Raw genomic sequence first — 20,109 nt, 5'->3', positions numbered from 1 at the left:
CGTGGAACCACTGCGTCCCGCCGACCCCTCGCATGTCGGGGGCTACCGGCTGCTGCGCCGGCTCGGGGCGGGCGGCATGGGTGTCGTCTATCTCGGCCGGTCCAGGGGCGGGAGCCTGCTGGCCATCAAGGTGATCCTGGCCGAGCGCGCCGACGACCCCTCGTTCCGGATCAGGTTCCGCCGTGAGGTCGCCGCCGCCCGCCGGGTCAGCAGCCCGTGGGCGGCGGCGGTGACCGACGCCGACACCGGCGCCCCGGCGCCCTGGCTGGCGACGGCGTACGTACCCGGACCGGCGCTCAGCGAGGCGGTCAGCGCCTTCGGGCCGCTCCCCGAGCCGCAGGTGCGGGCGCTCGGCTCGATGCTGGCGGAGGCACTCGGCGCGGTCCACGCCGCCGGACTCGTGCACCGCGACGTCAAGCCGGGAAACATCCTGCTGGCCCTGGACGGGCCCCGGCTCATCGACTTCGGCATCGCGCGGTCCGCCGAGGACACGGCGCTGACCGGCCTGAACGCGGTGATCGGCTCTCCCGGCTACCTCTCCCCCGAGCAGGCGCGGGCACAGGGACCCGGGGTCGGCCCGCCCAGTGACATCTTCTCCCTCGGCTGCGTCCTCACGTTCGCCGCCGGTGGGCGGCGGCCCTTCGGGACCGGGACCCCGGCGGCGATGCTGTACCGCACGGTCCACGGCACCGCCGACCTGAGCGCGGTGCCCGACGAGCTGCTGCCGCTGCTTGAGGCGTGCCTGGACAAGGACCCCGCGCGGCGCCCCGACGCGGACGAGGTGCGCGGGCGGCTCGCCGCCGACGCCCCCGCCGACGGCTCGCGCTGGCTGCCCCGGCCGGTCACCCGGCTGATCGCGGAGCGCTCCACCGCCGTGCTCGCGCTCCCCGGCATCGAGCCGACGCGGGTCACACCGGTGGGCACGACCGGGACTCCGGGGGGACAGCCGCGCCCGGCCGCTCCGGGGCGCGCGGGCCTGGGTGGCACACCGCGGCCGAGCCGCCGCCGGTTCCTGAGGACGGCGTCGGCGGGCGGGGTGCTCGCCATGGGCGGCGGCATCGGCGCGTGGGCGGCCTTACGCGGCGGCGGGCAGACGCCTGACGGCGGGTCAGGCGGTAGCGGGCCGCGCTACACCATCGGCGTGCAGGCCGACCTGAGCGGCCCCGGCGCCGCGCTGGGCCGCGCGCAGGAGCGGGGCGCGCGGATCGCCGTCGCCGAGTTCAACGCGCGGCGGGGCGCTGCCTTCACGCTCGCCCTGCGGGTCCTGGACGACGGCGGGCGGGCGGCGACCGCGAAGAGCGCGGCGCGGCGGATGTGTGCGGACCGGTCGGTACTGACCGTCATCGGCCCGACGTCCGACACGGCGGCCCTGGCCGCCGCCGGCGTCTACGAGCGGGCCACGATGGCACTGGTCAGCGTTTCCGTCGGCACAGCGGAGGTCTCCCACATCGAGCACCACACGTACCTCGCGACCCGGCCGACCGACACCAGCCTGACCGTCCCGCTCCTGGGCTATCTCGCGAACAAGACGCGGCCGCGCGTCGCGGGCCTCATCGACGACCGCAACGCGGGTGACGTCAGCTGGGACGCCATGCGCGGCATGAGCGGGGCGCTGCGGGGCGTGGGCGTCACCACGGAGTTGCGCACCGTCCCCGAGGGGTCGGCGGACTTCCGTCAGGTGGTGGGGGAGCTGATGGCGGCGAAGGCGGACGCTGTGGCGTACGGCGGCTTCCTCGACGGCGCCGTCGCCTTGGCCAAGGAGCTGCACGGGGCCGGGTTCACGGGCGATCGGCTCGCCGCACAGCCGGTCCTCGAACCCGCGTTCCTCACCCGGGCGGGGGACGCGGCGCGGGGGTGGATCATCAGCGCGTCCTTCGTCGACGCCACGGCCAAGCGGGCGGCGCGGGCGTTCGCCGGCGCCTACCGCGCGCGGTACGGCGCCGCTCCCCCGAGGTACGCGGCCGAGGCGTACGACGCCGTGGGCTTCGTGGCGCGGGGCATGCGGGAGCTGGGTGCCGGCGGCGTGGAGCGGGGCGCGCTGGCGGCCAGGCTGCCCCAGGTGACGTACAAGGGTGTCACGAAGGAGATCCGTTTCGAGGAGGACACCGTCATCGTCAAGGACAGGGGGCTGTTCCTCTACCAGGCGGCCGAGGGGCGGTTCCGGTTCCTCGGGGAGTACAAGAGCGTGACCGGGGCCAGGACCTGACCGGTGACCGACACCCCGTCCGGCGGGCGCGGCCGGACGGGGTGTCGCTGACTTCGAGGTCTGTGCCAGTCCTATGCCAGTCCTCTGCCAGGCCCGTTCCGGGCTGGGTCAGACGGCCTGCTGCAGGCGGCGCAGGGACGCCACCAGCTGGTCCACCTCCTCCGATGTGTTGTAGAGCGCGAGCGAGGCGCGGGCCGCCGATTCGAGGCCGTAGTGCGCCAGCGCGGGCTGGGCGCAGTGGTGCCCGGCGCGGATGGCGATGCCGTCGCGGTCCAGCCAGTCGGCGACGGTGGCCGGGTCCTGGCCGATGAGGGTGAAGGTCAGCACGGCGATCCGGTCGGGCGCCGAGCCGATGATCTCCAGCCCCGGCACGGTGGACATGGCCTGCTGCGCGTAGGTCATCAGCGCCTCCTCGTACGCGGCGATGGCGTCGCGGTCGAAGGAGGTCAGCCAGTTGAGCGCGGCCAGCAGGCCGGTCACCCCCGAGATGTGACCGGTGCCCGCCTCCAGGCGGTGCGGCACGGGAGCGAAGGTGGTGCGGTCGAAGCCCACCGACTCGATCATGTTGCCGCCGCCCTGCCACGGCGCCATGCTCTCCAGGAGTTCGGGCTTGCCGTACAGGGCGCCGATCCCGGTGGGAGCGAACAGCTTGTGCCCGGAGAAGGCGTAGAAGTCGGCGTCCAGGTCCTGGACGTCCACGGGGAAGTGCGCGACCGCCTGCGCGCCGTCCACCAGCACCTTGGCCCCGTAGCGGTGCGCGAGCGCCGTCATCTCCTTCACCGGCGGGACGGTGCCGAGCACGTTCGACGCGTGGCTGATCGCGACGAGCTGGGTCCGCATGGACAGCAGATCGGCGTACGCGTCCTGGTCGATCCGGCCGTCCGGGAGGAGCGGTACGGGCACCACTCGGGCCCTGGTCTCCTTGGCGATCAGCTGCCAGGGCACGATGTTGGAGTGGTGTTCGAGCACCGGCACGAGGATGTCGTCACCGGGGCCGAGGTTGGCCCGCCCCCAGCTCTGGGCGACGAGGTTGACCGCCTCGGTGGTGCCACGGGTGAAGACGATGTTCTCCGGGGAGGCCGCGCCCAGGAACTGGGCGACCGCCGCGCGGCCCGCCTCGTAGATCTCGGTGGCCTCGCGCGCCATGGTGTGCGCGCCTCGGTGGATGTTGGAGTTGGCAACGCCGTAGTACGCGGCGAGCGCCTCGATCACCTGGAGCGGCTTCTGGGTGGTGGCGCCGTTGTCGAGCCAGACCAGCGGGTGGCCGTTCACGGTGCGGCGCAGGACCGGGAAGTGCTGCCGTGCCAGCTCGGCGGAGAAGGCACCCGGCTGGCGCGCTCCCTGGCCGGAGCCGGCGCCCTGGGCGGCTGCTGTGCCGGGAATCGCCGTGGTCAGGGGGGCGGTTGAGGTGGCTGGAGCCGTCGGGGCCTGGCCGAGGCCGGGGATTCCGGCGCCGGCGGGCGCCCCGGCGGTGGGCACCGCCGTGGCCGTCGGCGCCGTCGGCGCCGCCCCTGGGCTCATGGCCGCGCCACCTGGGACCGCACTCAGGCCGGGGACCGCGCCGAGACCGGGGACGGTGCCGAGACCGGGGACCGCGGCGGGCGGTGCGGGCGCGGTGACGCCCGGAAGGGCCGTGGCACCGGGGTCCGCCGCTGTGCCGGGGAGCGCGGTGACGGCTGCGGGAACCGCCGTTCCGGCTCCGCCGGGGCCGGGATTGCGCGCCGCGGCGAGCGGGTCGGCGCCCCCCTTCTCCCGCGGGCGCCGGGTAACGTCAGGAGTAGTCATGGTAGGTGGACACCTCGACGTTCTTGAGCACGGCGATCGCGTCTTCCACCAGGACCGCGGTGTTGAAGTACGCCGTCATCAGGTACGACGTGATGCCCTTCTGGTCGACCCCCATGTTCCGCATCGACAGGCCGGGCTCGACCTCGTCCGGGACGCTCGCCGGGCGCAGCCCCACGACGCCCTGTTCCGCCTCGCCCAGCCGCATCAGCAGGATCTCGGTGGTGCCCGTTCCCGCGCCGCCGGAGAAGCGCACCTTGTCGGAGGGGAGCAGCGGTACTCCGCGCCAGGTCAGCAGCGGGCTGCCGAACTGGTTGTCGGTCACCGGGGGCACGCCCCTGCGGGTACATTCCCGGCCGAAGGCGGCGATCGCCCGCGGGTGGGCGACGAAGTAGCCCGGCTGCTTCCACACCCGCGTCAGCAGCTCGTCCAGGTCGTCGGGGGTCGGCGAGCCGGTGCGGGCCTGTACGCGCTGACCGGCGGAGACGTTGTTGAAGAGGCCGAACTCCGGGTGGTTGAGGAGCGCCGCCTCCTGGCGCTCGCGCAGCGCGTGCACGGTGAGGTTGGACTGCGCCCGGGTCTGGTCGATGTCCCCGTTGTACAGATCGGCGACGCGGGTGTGCACCCGCAGCACGGTCTGGGCCAGGGACATGTGGTACTCGCGGGGCGCGTCCTCGTAGTCGACGAAGGTCCCCGGCAGTTCGGGTTCGCCGATGTGCCCGGCGGTGAGGTCCACGGGCACCTCGGAGCCCGCGGACGCGGCGTCCCCGGCGGCGTAGGCGTCCATGGCGGCGCTCATGGCCTCGTCGCGCTCGGCCAGGGCGGTCAGCGCGCCGCGGTCGGCGCAGAGGGCGACGCCGGAGGTGAGGGCCTTGACCCGGTAGGGCATCGGCTCGGAGCGGGTCCAGGCGCCCAGGTCGAAGTACTGGCCGTCGCCGATGACTTCGAGCACCGCGTCCTCGCCGTAGGGGCCGGTCACCCGCTTCTCGGCGCGGCCCCGGACGAGTATCCACAGCCGGTCCGCCGGGTCGCCGTCCTGGACGAGCACCTGCCCGGACTCGAAGGAGACCTCGGTGAAGGCGTCGGCGAGTTCGGCGAGCAGCGCGTCATCGGCCTCGCGCAGATACGGCACCTCCCGCAAGTCGCCGGGGATGACCCGCGCGGTGCCCTCGGCGCCGTCGGTGTGGGTGCTGATGCGGTCGTCACCGAGCATGAAGGTCCTGCGGCGGTTGACCCGGTAGACGCCGGACTCGACGTCCACCCAGGGCAGGGCGCGCAGCAGATAGCGGGGCGTGATGCCGCGCATCTGCGGGGTGGTCTTCGTCGCTGTCGCGAGTTGCCGTGCCGCGTCCGGGCTGAGACTCATCCGGTCGTTCACAGGGACCTCCTCGTTGAGTGGACGTGCCATACGGATGACGCCGAATGACACGCGATGACACGCTGGAACGAGAACTGATCGTGTTCTTGGCATCCCCCGACCACAAGAGACCGCTTACTCGCACTCGGCCTGAAACACATGAAATGCCGAATCCGCGGGTTCGCAAGGATGTGCGGCTGCCGCAGGTCACGAGCCTCGCCACCACGTACGCACACAGCGGAAAGGCGCGTTCCGAATCCGGTCCGCCGCATTTCCCCGTCTGATATATACGACGGGTTTTCACCCCATAACACGTCTTTGCCTTTCCTCAAGGACTCCTTATAGCGCGCACATGGATGTTCATAAACGACCGGAAGCGTCAATAAAAGACCGTTGATATTTCATCAGAACGGCGCGGACAGCGGGCGAGGCCGCGGCGGCGGACCCGCATTCGGGCCCACCTCACCAGGGCGCGCGAACCCAAGCGGAGCGGCGTCTTCCTTCGGGCCCCGGGCTGGGCCATCATGATCCGCCGTCAGTCGTCGGCGGAGAGGACACATCATGGCCAGGCTCCGGGCAGGACAGGGCGTGCTGCGCCGTAAACCCATCGAGAGCATCGACGAGACCGAGGGCGCACCGAGTGAGCAGCTCACCCGCACGCTGGGGCTGTGGCAGCTCACGGCGATCGGCGTCGGCGGCATCATCGGCGCCGGGATCTTCACCCTGGCGGGCACCGTCGCCAACGGGACGGCCGGGCCCGCCGTCCTGATCTCCTTCCTCATCGCGGGCGTCGCGAGCGCGGCGGCCGCCTTCTCCTACGCGGAGTTCGCCGGTCTCATCCCGAAGGCCGGTTCGGCGTACACCTACGGCTACGCGGTGCTCGGGGAGCTGGTCGGCTGGTTCATCGGCTGGGACCTGCTGCTGGAGTACACGGCGATCGTCGCCGTCGTCGCCATCGGCATCTCCGGGTACTTCTCCTTCCTGGTGGGGGAGATGGGAGCCGACCTGCCGAACTGGATGCTGGGCGCGCCGGGCACCGGCGACGGACACAAGGTCGATCTGTTCGCGGTGGTGCTGTGCTTGTTCGTGGCGTATCTGCTGACCCTCGGCATCAAGAGCGCGGCCCGCTTCGAGATGGTCGTGGTGGTGCTGAAGGTCCTGGTGGTGCTGCTGGTCATCGTGGTGGGCTTCTTCCACATCGAGACCGGCAACTACACCCCGTTCTTCCCCTACGGGGTGGGCGGCGCCTTCACGGGCGCGGCGACGGTCTTCTTCGCGGTCTTCGGCTACGACGCGATGAGCACCGCGGCCGAGGAGTCCAAGGACTCGCAGCGCCACATGCCGAAGGCGATCATGTACTCGCTCGCCATCTCGATGGTGCTGTACGTGCTGGCCTGCCTGGTGCTGACGGGCATGCAGAACTACACGGAGGTCGACAAGGAGAGCGGGTTCTCCACGGCGTTCAAGTCCGTGGGGCTCAGCGGGGTCGCCGACATCATCGCGGTCGGCGCGATCATCGGCATCCTCACCGTCATGTTCACCTTCATGCTGGGCGTGACCCGGGTGTGGTTCTCCATGAGCCGTGACGGGCTGCTGCCGAAGTGGTTCGCCAAGACGCACCCCACGCGGCACGTCCCGACGCGCGTGACGTGGATCATCGGCTTCGCCTCGGCCGGGATCGCCGGGTTCGTGAAGATCGGCGAGGCGGCGGAGCTGACCAACATCGGCATTCTGCTCGCCTTCGCCGTCGTCTGCGTCGCCGTGATCGTCCTGCGCTACAAGCAGCCCGACCTGCCGCGCTCCTTCCGCTGCCCCGCCATGCCGCTCGTGCCCGCCATCGGGGTCGCCGCCTCGATCTGGCTGATCACCTACCTCCAGTGGCAGACCTGGCTGCGGTTCGCGCTGTGGTTCCTCCTCGGGCTGATCATCTACTTCGCGTACTCCTACCGGCGCTCGGAGCTGGCCAAGGCGCCCGCGGTCCCGCCTGCCGGTCCGGGGTCACCCGGCTCGGAGGGCTGAGGCACCCCCCGTGACGGCGAGGGGTCAGGTCGGCAGCGCCCGGGCCAGGTAGCGGGCCGTCACGCTCTCCGCCGTCCGGGCGACACCGGCCGGGGTCCCGGTGGCGACGACGCGGCCTCCCTCGTCGCCCCCGCCGGGGCCCAGGTCGATGACCCAGTCGGCTCCGGCGGCGACCGCCATGTCGTGCTCGACCACGAACACCGAGTTGCCCGCGTCGACCAGTCCGTGCAGCTGACGCAGCAGCAGATCGGTATCGGCCGGGTGCAGCCCGGTGGTGGGCTCGTCGAGGACGTACACCGTGTGGCCCCGGTGCGCGCGCTGGAGTTCGGTGGCGAGCTTGATGCGCTGCGCCTCACCGCCGGACAGCTCGGTGGCGGGCTGCCCGAGCCGCAGATAACCGAGGCCGACCTCGCGCAGCGCCCGCAGGCCCCGCAGCGCGGCGGGGATGTCGGCGAGGAAACCGGCGGCGGCGTCGACCGTCAGCTCCAGGACGTCGGCGATGTTCGCGCCCCGGTAGGTGATCTCCAGCGTCTCCGGGTTGTACCGCGCGCCGTGGCAGGCGGAGCAGGGCGCGTACGTGCCGGGCAGGAAGAGCAGTTCCACGGCGACGAACCCCTCGCCCTGGCACGTCGAGCAGCGCCCGCTGGCGACGTTGAAGGAGAACCTGCCCGCGGTGTAGCCGCGCGCCCGCGCCTCGTCGGCGGCGGCGAAGACCTTGCGTACGGCGTCGAACAGGCCCGTGTACGTGGCCAGGTTGGAGCGTGGCGTACGGCCGATGGGGCGCTGGTCCACGCGGACGATCCGGTCGACGGCCTCAAGCCCCTTGGCCGCCGTCAGCACGGCCGCTCCAGCCGCGTCCGCTCCGGGCTCGGCGGCCGGTTCGGCGTCGGCGGCGCCGGGGGCGGCGGCGTCCCCGCCGATGTGGTCGGTCAGGACCTCGGCGAGCACCTGGGTGATGAGCGTCGACTTGCCGGAGCCGGAGACCCCCGTGACGGCGGTGAACACCCCCAGTGGCAGTTCCACGTCGAGATCCCGCAGGTTGTGCCTCCGCACGCCGTGCAGCTCCAGCCAGCCGGACGGCTGCCGTGGCGTGCGGGCGGGCACCCGCGGCCCCTCGGGGAAGACGTACGCGCGGGTGGCCGACTCGGTGACGGAGGCGAGCCCGGGCACGGGCCCGCTGTACAGCACCCGGCCACCGTGCTCACCGGCCCGTGGGCCGACGTCGACGATCCAGTCGGCGCGGCGCACCACATCGAGGTGGTGCTCCACGACGAACAGGGAGTTCCCGGCCGCCTTGAGCCGGTCGAGGACGGTCAGCAGCGACGCGCTGTCGGCTGGGTGCAGCCCGGCGGACGGCTCGTCGAGCACGTACACGACGCCGAAGAGCCCGGAGCGCAGCTGGGTGGCCAGCCGCAGCCGTTGCAGCTCACCAGCGGAGAGGGTGGGGGTGGGGCGGTCCATGCTGAGATAGCCCAGGCCCAGTTCGGTCAGCACCTCGATACGGGCGACGAGGTCGCCCGCGAGCGTCGCGGCGACCTCGACGGTGACCTCGTCCATGGCCTCGCCGCCCGCCTCTCCCCGCGCGCCGCTCTCCTTGGCCGCGGCCGGGCGCAGCACCTCCACGAGGGCGCTCAGCGGCAGCGCGGCGAGCGCGCCGATGTCGTGCCCGGCGAAGGTGACCGCCAGCGCCTCCGGCCGCAGCCTGCGCCCGCCGCAGGCCGGGCACGCCGCGCTGACCAGGAACTTCCCCACGCGCCTGCGCAGCGTCTCGCTCCCGGAGTCGGCGAAGGTGTGCAGCACGTAGCGCTTCGCGCTCATGTACGTGCCCTGGTAGGGGCGTTGGACGCGCCCGGCGTCCCGTACCGGGTGCACGGTGACCACCGGCTGTTCGTCGGTGAACAGAATCCACTCGCGCGCCTCAGGCGGCAGCTCGCGCCAGGACCGGTCGATGTCGTGACCGAGCGCCGCGAGGATGTCCCGCAGGTTCTTGCCCTGCCAGGCACCGGGCCAGGCGGCGATGGCACCGTCCCTGATGCTCAGCGAAGGGTCGGGCACCAGCGAGTCCTCGGTGACGTGGTGCACCCGCCCGAGCCCGTGGCACTCCGGGCAGGCCCCGGCGGCGGTGTTGGGCGAGAAGGCGTCGGAGTCGAGCCGTTCCGCCGCGCCCTCCGGGTACGTACCGGCGCGGGAGAAGAGCATCCGCAGCGAGTTCGACAGGGTGGTCACGGTGCCGACGGAGGAGCGTGCGGTGGGCGCGGAGCGGCGCTGCTCCAGCGCGACGGCGGGTGGCAGCCCGGTGATCTCCTCCACCTTGGGCGCGCCCACCTGGTGGATCAGCCGGCGGGCGTACGGGGCGACGGACTCGAAGTAGCGGCGCTGGGCCTCCGCGTACACGGTGGCGAAGGCGAGCGAGGACTTGCCGGACCCGGACACCCCCGTGAAGACGACGAGGGCGTCGCGTGGGATGTCCACATCGACACCGCGGAGGTTGTGCTCGCGGGCGCCGCGCACCCGCACATACGAGTCGGTCATCCCTCCATGATCAGGCCTGTCGCCCGCCGCCTCACGCGGGGGCCGCCTTGTGGCGGTGAGTCCCGGCGGCGGGTCCCGTCCGCGCGGCGCTGACCGCCCACCGGGCCGTTACCCGCAAGGCTTACGCTGCGGGGCATGCCTTTCTCCACGTCACCGGGAAACTCCGACGCCCCTGGCACACCGAACAGCCCTGATATCCCTGACCTGCCCGCCGCCTCCGATGCCGCTGCCGCCTCTGATGCCGCTGACAGCTCTCACAGCTCTGCCGCCTCCGCCGACCTGCTGCCGCCCGGTCTGCCCGTCGTGACCGAGATGGCCCGGACCCCGTCCGGCCGGGCGTGGCTCGAGCGGCTGCCCGCGCTGATCGAGGAGTTCCGGAGCCGCTGGTCCCTGCGGCTGGGGCCGCCGATCCACGGCGGGAGCTGTTCCTGGGTGGCGCCCGCGACGCTGCCGGACGGCGGCAGGGCGGTGCTGAAGCTGACCTGGCCGCACCGCGAGGCGGCGGGTGAGCCGGTCGGTCTGCGGGCCTGGGACGGCAACAGCGCGGTGCGGCTGCACGCCGCCGACCCGGACAGGTTCGCGCTGCTGATCGAGCGCTGCGAGCCGGGCACCGAGCTGACCGACGCCGATGACCTGGCGCCGGAGACGCGGCTGACGGCGGCGGCCGAGCTGCTGAACGGCCTGTGGTCGGCGAAGCCACCGGCCGACGGCGCCCTGGAGACGGTCGCCGCGGTGACCGGCGAATGGGCCGACGAGGTGCTGGAGCGCATGGCCCGGCTCAACCCCCGCTACGACCCGGCTCTGGTGGCCACCGGGGCGGACCTGCTGCGTACGCTGCCGGCCGGTGCGACCCGTGAGGTCGTGGTGCACGGCGACTTCAACCCCGGCAACGTGCTGGCCGCGGCGCGCCAGCCGTGGCTGGCGATCGACCCCAAGCCCATGCTGGGCGACCCCGGATACGACGTGTGGCCGCTGCTCACCCAGCTCGACGACCCGTTCGAACACTCCGACCCGCACCGGGTCCTCCGCCACCGGTACGCGCTGGTCGCCGACGTGGTCGGCGAGGACGCGCGGCGGCTGCTGGCATGGTCGGTGGCCCGCTCCGTGGAGTGCGCGCTGTGGCTGGCGGACCTCGGCGAGCCCGAGGACGGGGCGGAGGAGCTGGTGCAGGCCCGGACCCTGGCGGAGCTGGCGGGCCTGTGAGGCGGTGAGGCCGTACGGCGGCCAGTCCGTACGGCAGTGAGTCTGTACGGGCGCCGCGAGTCCATACGGCGGTGACTCCGAACGGCGGTGGGGCTGCGACTCCGTACGGCTGTTAGGCCGCACACACCGCGGTGCCCTCTTCGTCGCATCGACGAGGAGGGCACCGTACGGCGCTGCCACCGGCGGCCTCACCGGGCGGCGGCCACCGGCTCGGGAGCGGCCGGGCCCGAAGCGGCCTGGTCGGGGTTGGCGTCGTCGGCGAACTGGGTGCGGTACAGCTGCTCGTACCTGCCGTGCTCGGCGAGCAGTTCGGTGTGGGTGCCGCGTTCGACGACCCGCCCGTTCTCGACCACGAGGATGAGGTCGGCGGCCCGTACGGTGGAGAGCCGGTGGGCGATGACGAGGGACGTCCGGCCGTCGAGGGCCTCGGTCAGCGCTTCCTGGACGGCCGCCTCCGAGGTGGAGTCCAGGTGGGCGGTGGCCTCGTCGAGGATGACGACCCGGGGGCGGGCCAGCAGCAGCCGGGCGATGGTCAGGCGCTGGCGTTCGCCGCCGGAGAGCCGGTAGCCGCGTTCGCCGACGATGGTCTCCAGGCCGTCGGGCAGTCCGGCGATGAGGCCGTCGAGACGGGCCCGGCGCAGCACCTCCCACAGGTCTTCCTCGGTGGCCGCCGGGCGGGCGAGCAGCAGGTTCGCGCGGATCGACTCGTGGAAGAGGTGCCCGTCCTGGGTGACCATGCCCAGGGTTCCCCGGATCGAGTCGGCGGTCAGGTCGCGTACGTCCACCCCGCCGATCCGTACCGCGCCGCCGTCCGCGTCGTACAGCCTCGGCAGCAGCTGGGCGATGGTCGACTTGCCCGCTCCTGAGGAGCCGACGAGGGCGACCAGCTGTCCCGGCTCGGCGCGGAACGAGACCTCGTGCAGCACCTGCTCGCCGCCGCGGCTGTCGAGGGTGGAAACCTCCTCCAGGGAGGCGAGGGAGACCTTGTCGGCGGACGGGTAGGCGAAGTCCACGCTGTCGAACTCGACCGACACCGGCCCCTCGGGCACCTCGCGGGCATCCAACTTTTCCGTGATCAGCGGCTTCAGGTCGAGCACCTCGAAGACCCGCTCGAAGCTGACGAGGGCGCTCATCACCTCCACCCGGGCACTGGCGAGTGCGGTCAGCGGGGCGTAGAGGCGGGTCAGCAGCAGGGCGAGGGCGACCACGGCGCCCGGGTCGAGCTGACCGCGCAGCGCGTAGTAGCCGCCGAGGCCGTAGACGACGGCGAGGGCGAGCGCCGAGACGAGGGTGAGCGCGGTCATGAACACCGACTGCACCATCGCGCCGCGTACGCCGATGTCCCGCACGCGCCGGGCCCTGGCGGCGAACTGCGCCGACTCGTCCGCCGGGCGGCCGAACAGCTTGACCAGCGTGGCGCCGGGCGCGGAGAACCGCTCCGTCATCTGGGTGCTCATCGCGGCGTTGTGGTTGGCCCCCTCCCGCTCAAGCCGGGCGAGCCGGGCGCCCATCCGGCGGGCCGGGAGGACGAAGACCGGCAGCAGGACCAGCGCGAGGAGGGTGACCTCCCACGACAGGCTCAGCATCACACCGAGGGTGAGCAGCAGCGTCACCAGGTTGCTGACGACACCGGAGAGGGTGTCGCTGAACGCCCGCTGCGCGCCGATGACGTCGTTGTTGAGACGGCTGACGAGGGCGCCGGTGCGGGTCCGGGTGAAGAAGGCGATCGGCAGCCGCTGCACGTGGTCGTAGACGGCGGTCCGCAGATCGAGGATCAGGCCCTCGCCGATGCGGGCCGACATCCACCGCTGGGTGATGCCGAGGGCGGCTTCCGCCACCGCGATGACCGCGATGAGCACGGCGAACCAGACGACTTTGCCGGTGGCGTCGCCGTCCACGATGGAGTTGACGACGCGGCCCGCGATGACGGGGGTGGCGACGGCCAGTGCGGCGGTGAGGACGCTGAGGATCAGATATCTGGCCAGCTGGGGCCGGTGCGGGCGGGCGAAGCGGGCGATCCGCCGGACGGTGGCCTTGGAGAACGGGCGCTTGTCGTCCTGTGCGTTCACCACGCTGTGCAGCGATGTCCAGGCGGCGATTTCCATGCTCATGGGAACTCCTCGGTGCGGAGAGCACCGCCTGACCGGCGGCTCCAGAGGAACGTACGACTTAAACTATTGTTCAAGTCAAGCCTCCGGGCCGCCGACGCCTTTCCAGCGGTCGCCCGTACGTACCGTGCGGGTTCGCCGGTTCGCCGGTCAGTTGCTCCGCCGGTCCGCCGTGCGCCCGCGCTACGGGGCCACGGTCTCGCCCACCGCGCGGGGCCGGGCAGCGGGACCGCTCGCGTCATGGGTCTCGCTCGCCGCGATCAGTGAGGCCGTGAACGGGTGCCGCGGGGCGGTCAGCACCTGCCACGCCCGCCCGCGCTCCACGACCTCTCCCCCGTCCAGGACAGCTACCTGGTGCGCCAGCGCCGCCGTGTCCAGATCGTGGGTGATCAGGACGAGTGCCATGTCATCGCGCTCACGCAGCAGTGTGACGAGGAGTTCGAGGATGCCGCGCCGGGTGACCGTGTCGAGCCCGGAGGTGATCTCGTCGCAGAGCAGCACGCGCGGGCGGGCGAGCAACGCGCGGGCGAGTGCGGCCCGTTGCAGCTCACCGCCCGACAACTGCCCGGGAAGACGGGCCCCGAGGGCGGCGTCGAGACCCGTACCGGCCAGGGCCGCGTTCGCCTGCTCCCGTGCGGCGCCCGGCTCGGCGCCGCGCAGCCGCACGGCCGTGCGTGCCACCTGGTCGAGCACCGGCCGGTACTCGTCGAACGCGGAGCGTGCGTCCTGGAAGACGTACTGCACAGCGGCGAGCTGCTCGCGTGAGCGGTCCCGCAGGCTACGGGGCAGCGCGCGGCCGTTGAGCAGCACCTCGCCCTCGTACGCGCGGTGCAGCCCGGCCACACATCTGGCGAGGGTGGTCTTGCCGCTGCCGGACCGCCCCACGACCGCCAGGCACTCCCCCGGGCTGACCTCCAGCTCCGCGTCCCGCAGCACGGCGACGGTGCCACGGCCGCCCGCGCGGTGCCGCGCGGTGAGCCCCCGCACGACGAGCGCACCGGGCCGGGGGCCCCCGTGCGCGTCGGCGTTCGCGGGTGCCTCCGGCGCCGTATCCGATCCGGCGATCGCGTCCGGGCCCGTCACCGCGGCCCTGCCCGCGCCTATGCCCGCTCCCTGGCCGGGGTTGCGGCCGGGGCCGTGGCCCGTGTCCAGGTCGGCGTCCTGCCCTCCGGCCGGGTCCGGCGCGGCAGTTGCCGTGGCGGCCCGCCCTGAACCCGCCCGGGCGGCCGGGTCCGCGACGGTGTCCGGGTCCGTCGCCGCACCCCCGTCCGCGCCCGCGTCCTGTCCCCCCGCCGAGTCCGCAGCGCCGGGCCGGCGGCGAGCCGCAGGCCGCCCCGTGCTCCCCGCTTCCGGCGCGGCAACTGCCCGCGCGGCCCGCCCGGAACCCGCTCGGGCGGCCGGTACGGCGCCCTCGACGGGCTGCCGCACGGGGCCAGGGTCCGCGTCCGGCGCACCGTCAGGCACCGTGTCCGGCGCGGCGGTCCGCCCGGCGTCCGGGGACGGGCGTTCCCGGCCCGGCTCCGGGAGGGTGGCCAGCAGCTCGCGTGTCCAGGGGTGACGGGGACTGTCCCAGACCTCGGCGGCCGGACCGCTCTCGACGACCTGGCCGTCACGCATCACGAACACCTCGTCCGCGAGTTCCCGCACCACGTCCAGATCGTGGCTGAGCAGCACCAGCGCGATCCCGCGCCGGGCGACAGCGGCCAGTTCCGCGACGACGCGGCGCTTGGTCAGCGCGTCCTGCCCCGTGGTGGGCTCGTCGGCGACGATGACGCGCGCGCCGAGCAGCAGAGCCTGCGCCAGGACGACGCGCTGCTGCTGGCCGCCGGAGAGCTGGTGCGGATAGCGCCCGATCACCTCGCGGCCGTCGGGGAGCTGCGCCGCCTCCAGAGCGCTCAGCACGCGTTCCGTGGCCGCGCTCCGGCGCCGGCCGCGCGGGAGGTCGCCGACCTGCGCACGGGCGATGTCCCGCAGCAGGGCGCCGACCCGACGCGCCGGGTTGAGCACGGACGCCGGGTGCTGCGGTACGTATCCCGCCAGGCCGTCGGCGACACGGACCTCGCCGGTGACCGTGGCGCCCGCCGGGTGTTCGCCGAGCAGCGCGAGACCGGTGGTGGTCTTGCCACTGCCCGAAGCGCCGACCAGCGCCGTCACCTTGCCCGGCCGGGCAGACAGGCTCACACCGTCCACGATGGCCCGGCCGCCCACCTCGATCCGCAGATCCCTGACCTCGGCTACGGCGTCCGTCATGGCGCTCACCGGCGCTTCTCCTTCACTGTGCGCTCGCTGTCGCGCTCCGGGGCGCGCTCGCTTCCACCAGGTGTCGCCGCGCGCCCGTCGGCTCCCGCCCCGGAACGCCGCTCGGCGCGTCGCGCGGCCCTCTTCGCGCCGCTACGCGTCCGGCGCGGCGCCAGCGCGGCGTCGAACAGCAGGTTGGTGCCCATCGACAGGGCCACGATCAGCAGCGCGGGCACCACCACCGCCCATGGCTGGAGGAACAGCCCGGTGCGGTTGCGGTCGACCATCACCGCCCAGTCGGCGGCGTCCGGTTCGACTCCTACGCCGAGGAAGGCGGCGGTGGCCACCAGGTACAGCACACCGGTCAGCCGCACGCCCGCGTCGGCGGCGAGGGTGCGCCGCATCGACCGCCCGACGTACCCGACGGCGATACGGCGCCAGGTCTCGCCCTGCATCCGCAGCGCTTCCACGGCCGGGCGGGACGCCGCCTCGGCCGCGGAGGCGCGGACGATGCGCGCCGCGTCGGGGATGTTGACCAGCGCCACCAGCAGGGCGAGCCCCGCGCCGCCCGGCGAGTACACCGAGGCGACGAGCAGGACGAGCAGCAGCGACGGCACGGCGAGCAGCACATCGAGCGGGCGCATCAGCAGTTCTTCGAGCCAGCCCCGGTGGGTGAGGGCGGCGGTGAGGCCGATCGGCAGGGCGGCAGCGTAGGCGAGAGCCGTCGCCGACAGGGCGACCAGGACGACCGACTGGCCGCCGAGGAGCACCTGCCGCCACACGTCACGCCCGACGAAGTCGGTGCCGAGCCAGTGGCCGCCGCCGGTGGTGAAGGAGACTCCGCGCGCCCCGGCGTCCCCGGCGAGCAGCGGGCCGAGGAGGGCGAGCAGCAGCGGTACGGCCACGATGACGAGGCCCAGGGCGAACCGCCCAGCCCCCAGCTCGCGAAGCCGCCCGAGACCGGACGCCGTTCCCCCGGGCTGCCTGGGCTCCTGTGGTCCGGCCTCAGGTGAGGTCGCGGACGGGCCGCCCGGGTTCGCGGCGGCGGATGGGGGGAGCGGACTCACGCGGCCACCCCCGTCCGGGGCGCGAAGCGGTGCGCTACCACGTCGGCGGCGAGGTTGAGGACCACGGCGAGCACGCCGAACACCACGGCGAGCCCCTGCACGACCGGCACGTCGCGCGCCGCGACCGCGTCCATCAGCACCGTGCCGAGGCCGGGGATGATGAACAGCGCCTCGACGACGATGACTCCGCACAGCAGCCAGTCGACGGTGCGGGCGAGTTGCTGGGCGGCGGGCGCCACGGCGTTGGGCAGCGCGTGCGCGTAGCGGACGCGCGGGCCGCTGACGCCGTAGCGGCGGGCCTGCACGGCGTACGGGGACGCCAGCGCGTCGATCATCCCGGCTCGCACCAGGCGGCTGATGGAGCACACGGGCCGGGACAGCAGCACCAGGACGGGCAGCACGAGCACCGCCGGGTGGGCCAGCAGGTCCGTGCCGTAGCCGACGGCGGTGGGCGGCAGCCAGTCGAGGCGCAACGCGAAGACGGTCACCAGCAGCACGCCGAAGGCGAACTCGGGCACGGCGTACACGCCGAGCGTGACCGAGCTGATGATCTTGTCAGCGGGGCCGCCCTCGCGGCGGGCCGCGAGCACGCCGAGTCCCACCGCGATCGGCACCAGCAGCGCCACGGTGAGCGCGGCGAGCAGCAGGGTCGGGCCGAACCCGTCGGAGAGGTAGCCGGTGACGGGCCGTCCGGACGCCAGCGACGAGCCGAAGTCGCCGTGCAGCATTCCGGCGGCCCAGTCGGCCAGCCGCTCCAGCGCGGGCCGGTCCAGGTCCATGGCCTCGCGGATCGCCTTGACCCGTTCGGGATCGGGGTTGTCGGCGGCCAGCGCGACGGCGGCGTCTCCCGGCAGCGCCTCGGTCAGCGCGAAGACCAGCAGCACGACGGCCACCGTCTGCGCGACGCCGAGGAGCAGCCGCCGGGCGAGCCAGGAGCGCAGTGGACTCAACGCAGCCACACCTTGTCGAACCGGGCCCAGTCCAGGGTGTTCGCGGGCGCCTGCCGTTCGACGCCGCGCACCTTGTTCGCCGTGCCGACGATCCAGTCGGCGAAGCCCCACACCAGGAAGCCGCCCTCGGAGTGCAGACGGCGCTGCATGCGCCCGTAGACGGCCGCGCGGGCCTTCTTGTCCTTGGTGGACTGGGCCTGCTGGTAGAGGCTGTCGAAGTCCTTGTGGTGCCAGTGCGTGGCGTTGGTGGAGGAGTCGGTGAGCAGCCGCTGCGAGATGTGCGACTCGATGGGCATGGCCCCGGAGCGGTAGCAGCACAGGGTGCCGGAGTCGAGGATGTCGCTCCAGTAGGTGTCCTTGTTGCCCGTCTTCACCTTGATCTTGACGCCCGCCTTGGCGGCCTGGTCGCGGAAGATCCCGGCGGCCTCGGTGAACCCGGCGGCGACGTCCGAGGTGTCCAGGGTGATCCGCAGGTCGTCGGCTCCCGCCTTCTTCAGCAGGTGGCGGGCGCGGTCCAGGTCCTGCTCGCGCTGCGGCAGATCCTTCGCGTAGTACTCGTACCCCTTGCCGAACAGGTCGTTGCCGATCTCCCCCGCACCGGAGAGCGCACCGTCCACGAGTTCCTCGCGGTCGGCCATGAGGAAGAACGCCTCCCGCACCCGCTTGTCGTCGAACGGCGCCCGGTCGGTCTTCATCGCGAACGCCTGCATGGCGCTGTTGCGCAGCCGGACGACGTCGATCTGCCCCTTGCCCTCGTAGGCGCGGGCGGTGGCCGGGTTCAGCTCGTGCGCGTACTCGATCTGCCCGCCGAGCAGCGCGTTGATCCGCGCGGACTCCTCGTTGGCGATGACGAACTCCAGCTCGTCCAGGTGCGGCGCGCCCTCCCAGTAGTCCTCGTACCGGCGGACGACGCAGGAGCGGCCGGGGGCGAAGGACACGAAGCGGAACGGTCCCGAGCCGACCGGCTTGTCGAACTTCTCGGTGCCGTCCGGCACGATGTACGCGCCGAACGCCGCGAGGATGTTGGGGAATTCGGCGGTGGGCCGCTTGAGCCGGAACTCGATGGTCCGCGCGTCCTTGGCGCGGCTCGCCTTGAGGTCGATGGGTTCCAGGGACGCCTTGGCGCGGTAGGTCTTCTTCGGGTCGGCGATGCGCCGGTAGCTGAACAGGACGTCCTGCGCGGTGACCGGCTCGCCGTTGTGGAAGGTGGCCTCCCGCAGGGTCACCGTCCAGCGGTCCAGGTTGGCGTTCGGTTCCCACTTGGCGGCGAGCCGGGGCTGGGCGGCCATGTCGGCGCCGCAGTCGGCGAGCTTGTCGAACAGTGCCTTGGCGCGGGCGGCGTCGGCGAACAGGTTGCCCAGGTGCGGGTCGAGGGTTTCGGCGGTGCCGCCACCGGCGAAGGCGGCACGCAGCCGCCCGCCGCGGCGCGGCTTGCCGTCACCGCCGCCGTCTCCGCTGTCGCCGGAGGAACCGCCGCCGCAGCCGGTGAGGGCGAGCGCGCCCAGCCCGGCCGCGGCGCCCACGGCGAGGAACCCACGCCGCCGCAGGGCGGGGTACGAGCGGTCAAGGTCAGCGGATTCGGTCACTGGGGATCTCCTCGCGATGCGGTGGCGTTGTCGTCTGGTGTCGCGGTGTGCGGTGCTTGGTGTCGCGGTGCTTGGTGTCGCGGTGGGGGCTGGTGCTGTGGGCGCGTGGTGCTGTGGGCGGGCGGGGAGCGGGGTGCGGTACGGGGGCGTGCGTACGGGTCCGGGCGGTACGGGTCCGGGCTGGTGGGCGGCGCGGGCGTCAGTGGTCCGCCAGGCGGGCCACGACGTGCAGCCGGTCGCCGTCCGCCGCTGCCCCCGGCAGGTCCCCCTCCCGCCACGGGGGTTCGGTCCGCGGCCCTGGCCCGTCGTGCAGGTCGAGCACCGTGAAGCCGTGGGCGGCGAGCAGGTGGCGCAGCTCCTGCGGGAACAGCAGCCGCCAGGCGGAGCACTGCTCGACGGGCGGTGAGCCGTCGTCGGCGGCCCATGTCCTGCGGCGGCGCAGCAGTTGCGCGGCGCGGTCCACCCACAGCGTGGTGACCGACTCGTACGTGATGCCCTGCCAGCTCAGGGACCCGTGGGCCGGGGCGTCGAGGAGTTCGGTGCTGCCGAGGAAGAAGGCCCCGTTGCGCATCTCGGCGACGAGCAGTCCGCCGGGGTTCAGCGCACGGCGGCAGGAGGCGAGCAGGCCGTCGATGTCGTCGTTGGTGTGGCAGTACAGCAGGGCGCTGTCCAGGCACACGACGGCGTCGAAGGCGCGGCCGAGGTCGAAGTCCCGCAGGTCGGCGCTGACGTAGGTGGGCCCCGGGTGGTGCTGGCGCGCGTGCCGCAGCATCGCCTCTGAGAGGTCGGCGCCCACCACCCGGCGTCCCGCCGCGTGCAGATGCGCGGCGTCGCGGCCGGTGCCGCATCCGAGGTCGAGGACGCGCGGCCCGGCGCCGTGCCGCGCGAGGGTCGCCTCCGTCCAGCGTGCGGCGAGCCGGTCGGTGTCGGGGAACCGCGCCTCGTACAGGGCCGGGTTGTCGGTGAGGAGGTTGCCGCCGCCCTCCCGCGCGGGGGCGGCGGCGTTGGCGGTGACCGAGGGGCCGGGCGGTGGGGTTCCGGTCGTCATCGTCGCGCTCCCG

At 73.3% G+C, this 20,109-nt stretch carries 12 protein-coding genes; 3 read left to right on the top strand and 9 right to left on the bottom strand.

Translation table 11 applies throughout. The annotated features are described in order from the left end of the window. Window position 1: 1 nt before the first annotated feature. The gene (locus tag AC5P1B_RS12845; protein ID WP_493887070.1) at window positions 2–2,206 is read left to right on the top strand and encodes a bifunctional serine/threonine-protein kinase/ABC transporter substrate-binding protein; all 2,205 of its coding nucleotides are present in this window, start codon (window positions 2–4) and stop codon (window positions 2,204–2,206) included. Window positions 2,207–2,314: 108 nt separating this feature from the next. Here the strand turns inward: AC5P1B_RS12845 and AC5P1B_RS12840 are convergent, their stop codons facing one another. Beyond that, window positions 2,315–3,991, bottom strand: a complete 1,677-nt coding sequence (locus tag AC5P1B_RS12840; RefSeq protein ID WP_493887068.1) for a SufS family cysteine desulfurase — start codon at window positions 3,989–3,991, stop codon at window positions 2,315–2,317. Continuing rightward, window positions 3,978–5,366, bottom strand: coding sequence for a family 2B encapsulin nanocompartment shell protein (locus AC5P1B_RS12835; protein WP_493887066.1), 1,389 nt, complete (start codon window positions 5,364–5,366; stop codon window positions 3,978–3,980). Before AC5P1B_RS12835 ends, AC5P1B_RS12840 begins: the two co-directional genes overlap by 14 nt. 540 nt (window positions 5,367–5,906) lie before the next feature. On the opposite strand from AC5P1B_RS12835, the gene AC5P1B_RS12830 reads away from it, so the two are divergent. Beyond that, on the top strand, window positions 5,907–7,364 hold the full coding sequence (locus tag AC5P1B_RS12830) for an amino acid permease (protein ID WP_493887065.1): 1,458 nt from the start codon (window positions 5,907–5,909) through the stop codon (window positions 7,362–7,364). Between the two features lie 24 nt (window positions 7,365–7,388). Here the strand turns inward: AC5P1B_RS12830 and AC5P1B_RS12825 are convergent, their stop codons facing one another. Continuing rightward, window positions 7,389–9,896: an excinuclease ABC subunit UvrA gene (locus AC5P1B_RS12825; protein ID WP_493887063.1), complete on the bottom strand. Its 2,508-nt coding sequence runs from the start codon at window positions 9,894–9,896 to the stop codon at window positions 7,389–7,391. 135 nt (window positions 9,897–10,031) lie between these two features. Here AC5P1B_RS12825 and AC5P1B_RS12820 point away from each other — a divergent pair, with 135 nt between their 5' ends. Continuing rightward, complete coding sequence (locus AC5P1B_RS12820) at window positions 10,032–11,099, top strand: aminoglycoside phosphotransferase family protein (protein ID WP_493887062.1); 1,068 nt, start codon at window positions 10,032–10,034, stop codon at window positions 11,097–11,099. Between the two features lie 188 nt (window positions 11,100–11,287). Here AC5P1B_RS12820 and AC5P1B_RS12815 read toward each other — a convergent pair whose 3' ends face one another. The 6 genes from AC5P1B_RS12815 to AC5P1B_RS12790 form a co-directional block, all read right to left on the bottom strand. Then, window positions 11,288–13,210 carry an ABC transporter ATP-binding protein gene (locus AC5P1B_RS12815; RefSeq protein WP_493887060.1) on the bottom strand — a complete coding sequence of 641 codons (1,923 nt, stop codon included), beginning with the start codon at window positions 13,208–13,210 and terminating at the stop codon, window positions 11,288–11,290. 180 nt (window positions 13,211–13,390) lie between these two features. Next, window positions 13,391–15,457 carry an ABC transporter ATP-binding protein gene (locus AC5P1B_RS12810; RefSeq protein ID WP_493887349.1) on the bottom strand — a complete coding sequence of 689 codons (2,067 nt, stop codon included), beginning with the start codon at window positions 15,455–15,457 and terminating at the stop codon, window positions 13,391–13,393. A gap of 5 nt (window positions 15,458–15,462) precedes the next feature. Then, window positions 15,463–16,386, bottom strand: a complete 924-nt coding sequence (locus tag AC5P1B_RS12805) for an ABC transporter permease subunit (protein ID WP_493887347.1) — start codon at window positions 16,384–16,386, stop codon at window positions 15,463–15,465. Window positions 16,387–16,508: 122 nt separating this feature from the next. Then, window positions 16,509–17,462: an ABC transporter permease gene (locus AC5P1B_RS12800; protein WP_493887058.1), complete on the bottom strand. Its 954-nt coding sequence runs from the start codon at window positions 17,460–17,462 to the stop codon at window positions 16,509–16,511. Continuing rightward, a complete protein-coding gene (locus tag AC5P1B_RS12795) occupies window positions 17,459–19,048 on the bottom strand; it encodes an ABC transporter substrate-binding protein (protein ID WP_493887056.1) in 1,590 nt (529 codons plus the stop codon). Before AC5P1B_RS12795 ends, AC5P1B_RS12800 begins: the two co-directional genes overlap by 4 nt. Window positions 19,049–19,247: 199 nt before the next feature. Further along, a complete protein-coding gene (locus AC5P1B_RS12790; RefSeq protein ID WP_493887055.1) occupies window positions 19,248–20,096 on the bottom strand; it encodes a class I SAM-dependent DNA methyltransferase in 849 nt (282 codons plus the stop codon). Window positions 20,097–20,109 lie beyond the last annotated feature (13 nt).

Source organism: Streptomyces sp. A01 (assembly GCF_059026195.1).
The sequence above is the reverse complement of the archived record's forward strand: the minus strand, read 5'-3'. Positions and strand labels throughout refer to the sequence as shown.

Bases quoted from the DNA above. Each gene is read 5' to 3' on its own strand.
- AC5P1B_RS12840 (WP_493887068.1), bottom strand. From the start codon at position 3,991: ATGACTACTCCTGACGTTACCCGGCGCCCGCGGGAGAAGGGGGGCGCC.
- AC5P1B_RS12830 (WP_493887065.1), top strand. From the start codon at position 5,907: ATGGCCAGGCTCCGGGCAGGACAGGGCGTGCTGCGCCGTAAACCCATC.
- AC5P1B_RS12825 (WP_493887063.1), bottom strand. From the start codon at position 9,896: ATGACCGACTCGTATGTGCGGGTGCGCGGCGCCCGCGAGCACAACCTC.
- AC5P1B_RS12820 (WP_493887062.1), top strand. From the start codon at position 10,032: ATGCCTTTCTCCACGTCACCGGGAAACTCCGACGCCCCTGGCACACCG.
- AC5P1B_RS12815 (WP_493887060.1), bottom strand. From the start codon at position 13,210: ATGAGCATGGAAATCGCCGCCTGGACATCGCTGCACAGCGTGGTGAAC.
- AC5P1B_RS12810 (WP_493887349.1), bottom strand. From the start codon at position 15,457: ATGACGGACGCCGTAGCCGAGGTCAGGGATCTGCGGATCGAGGTGGGC.
- AC5P1B_RS12790 (WP_493887055.1), bottom strand. From the start codon at position 20,096: ATGACGACCGGAACCCCACCGCCCGGCCCCTCGGTCACCGCCAACGCC.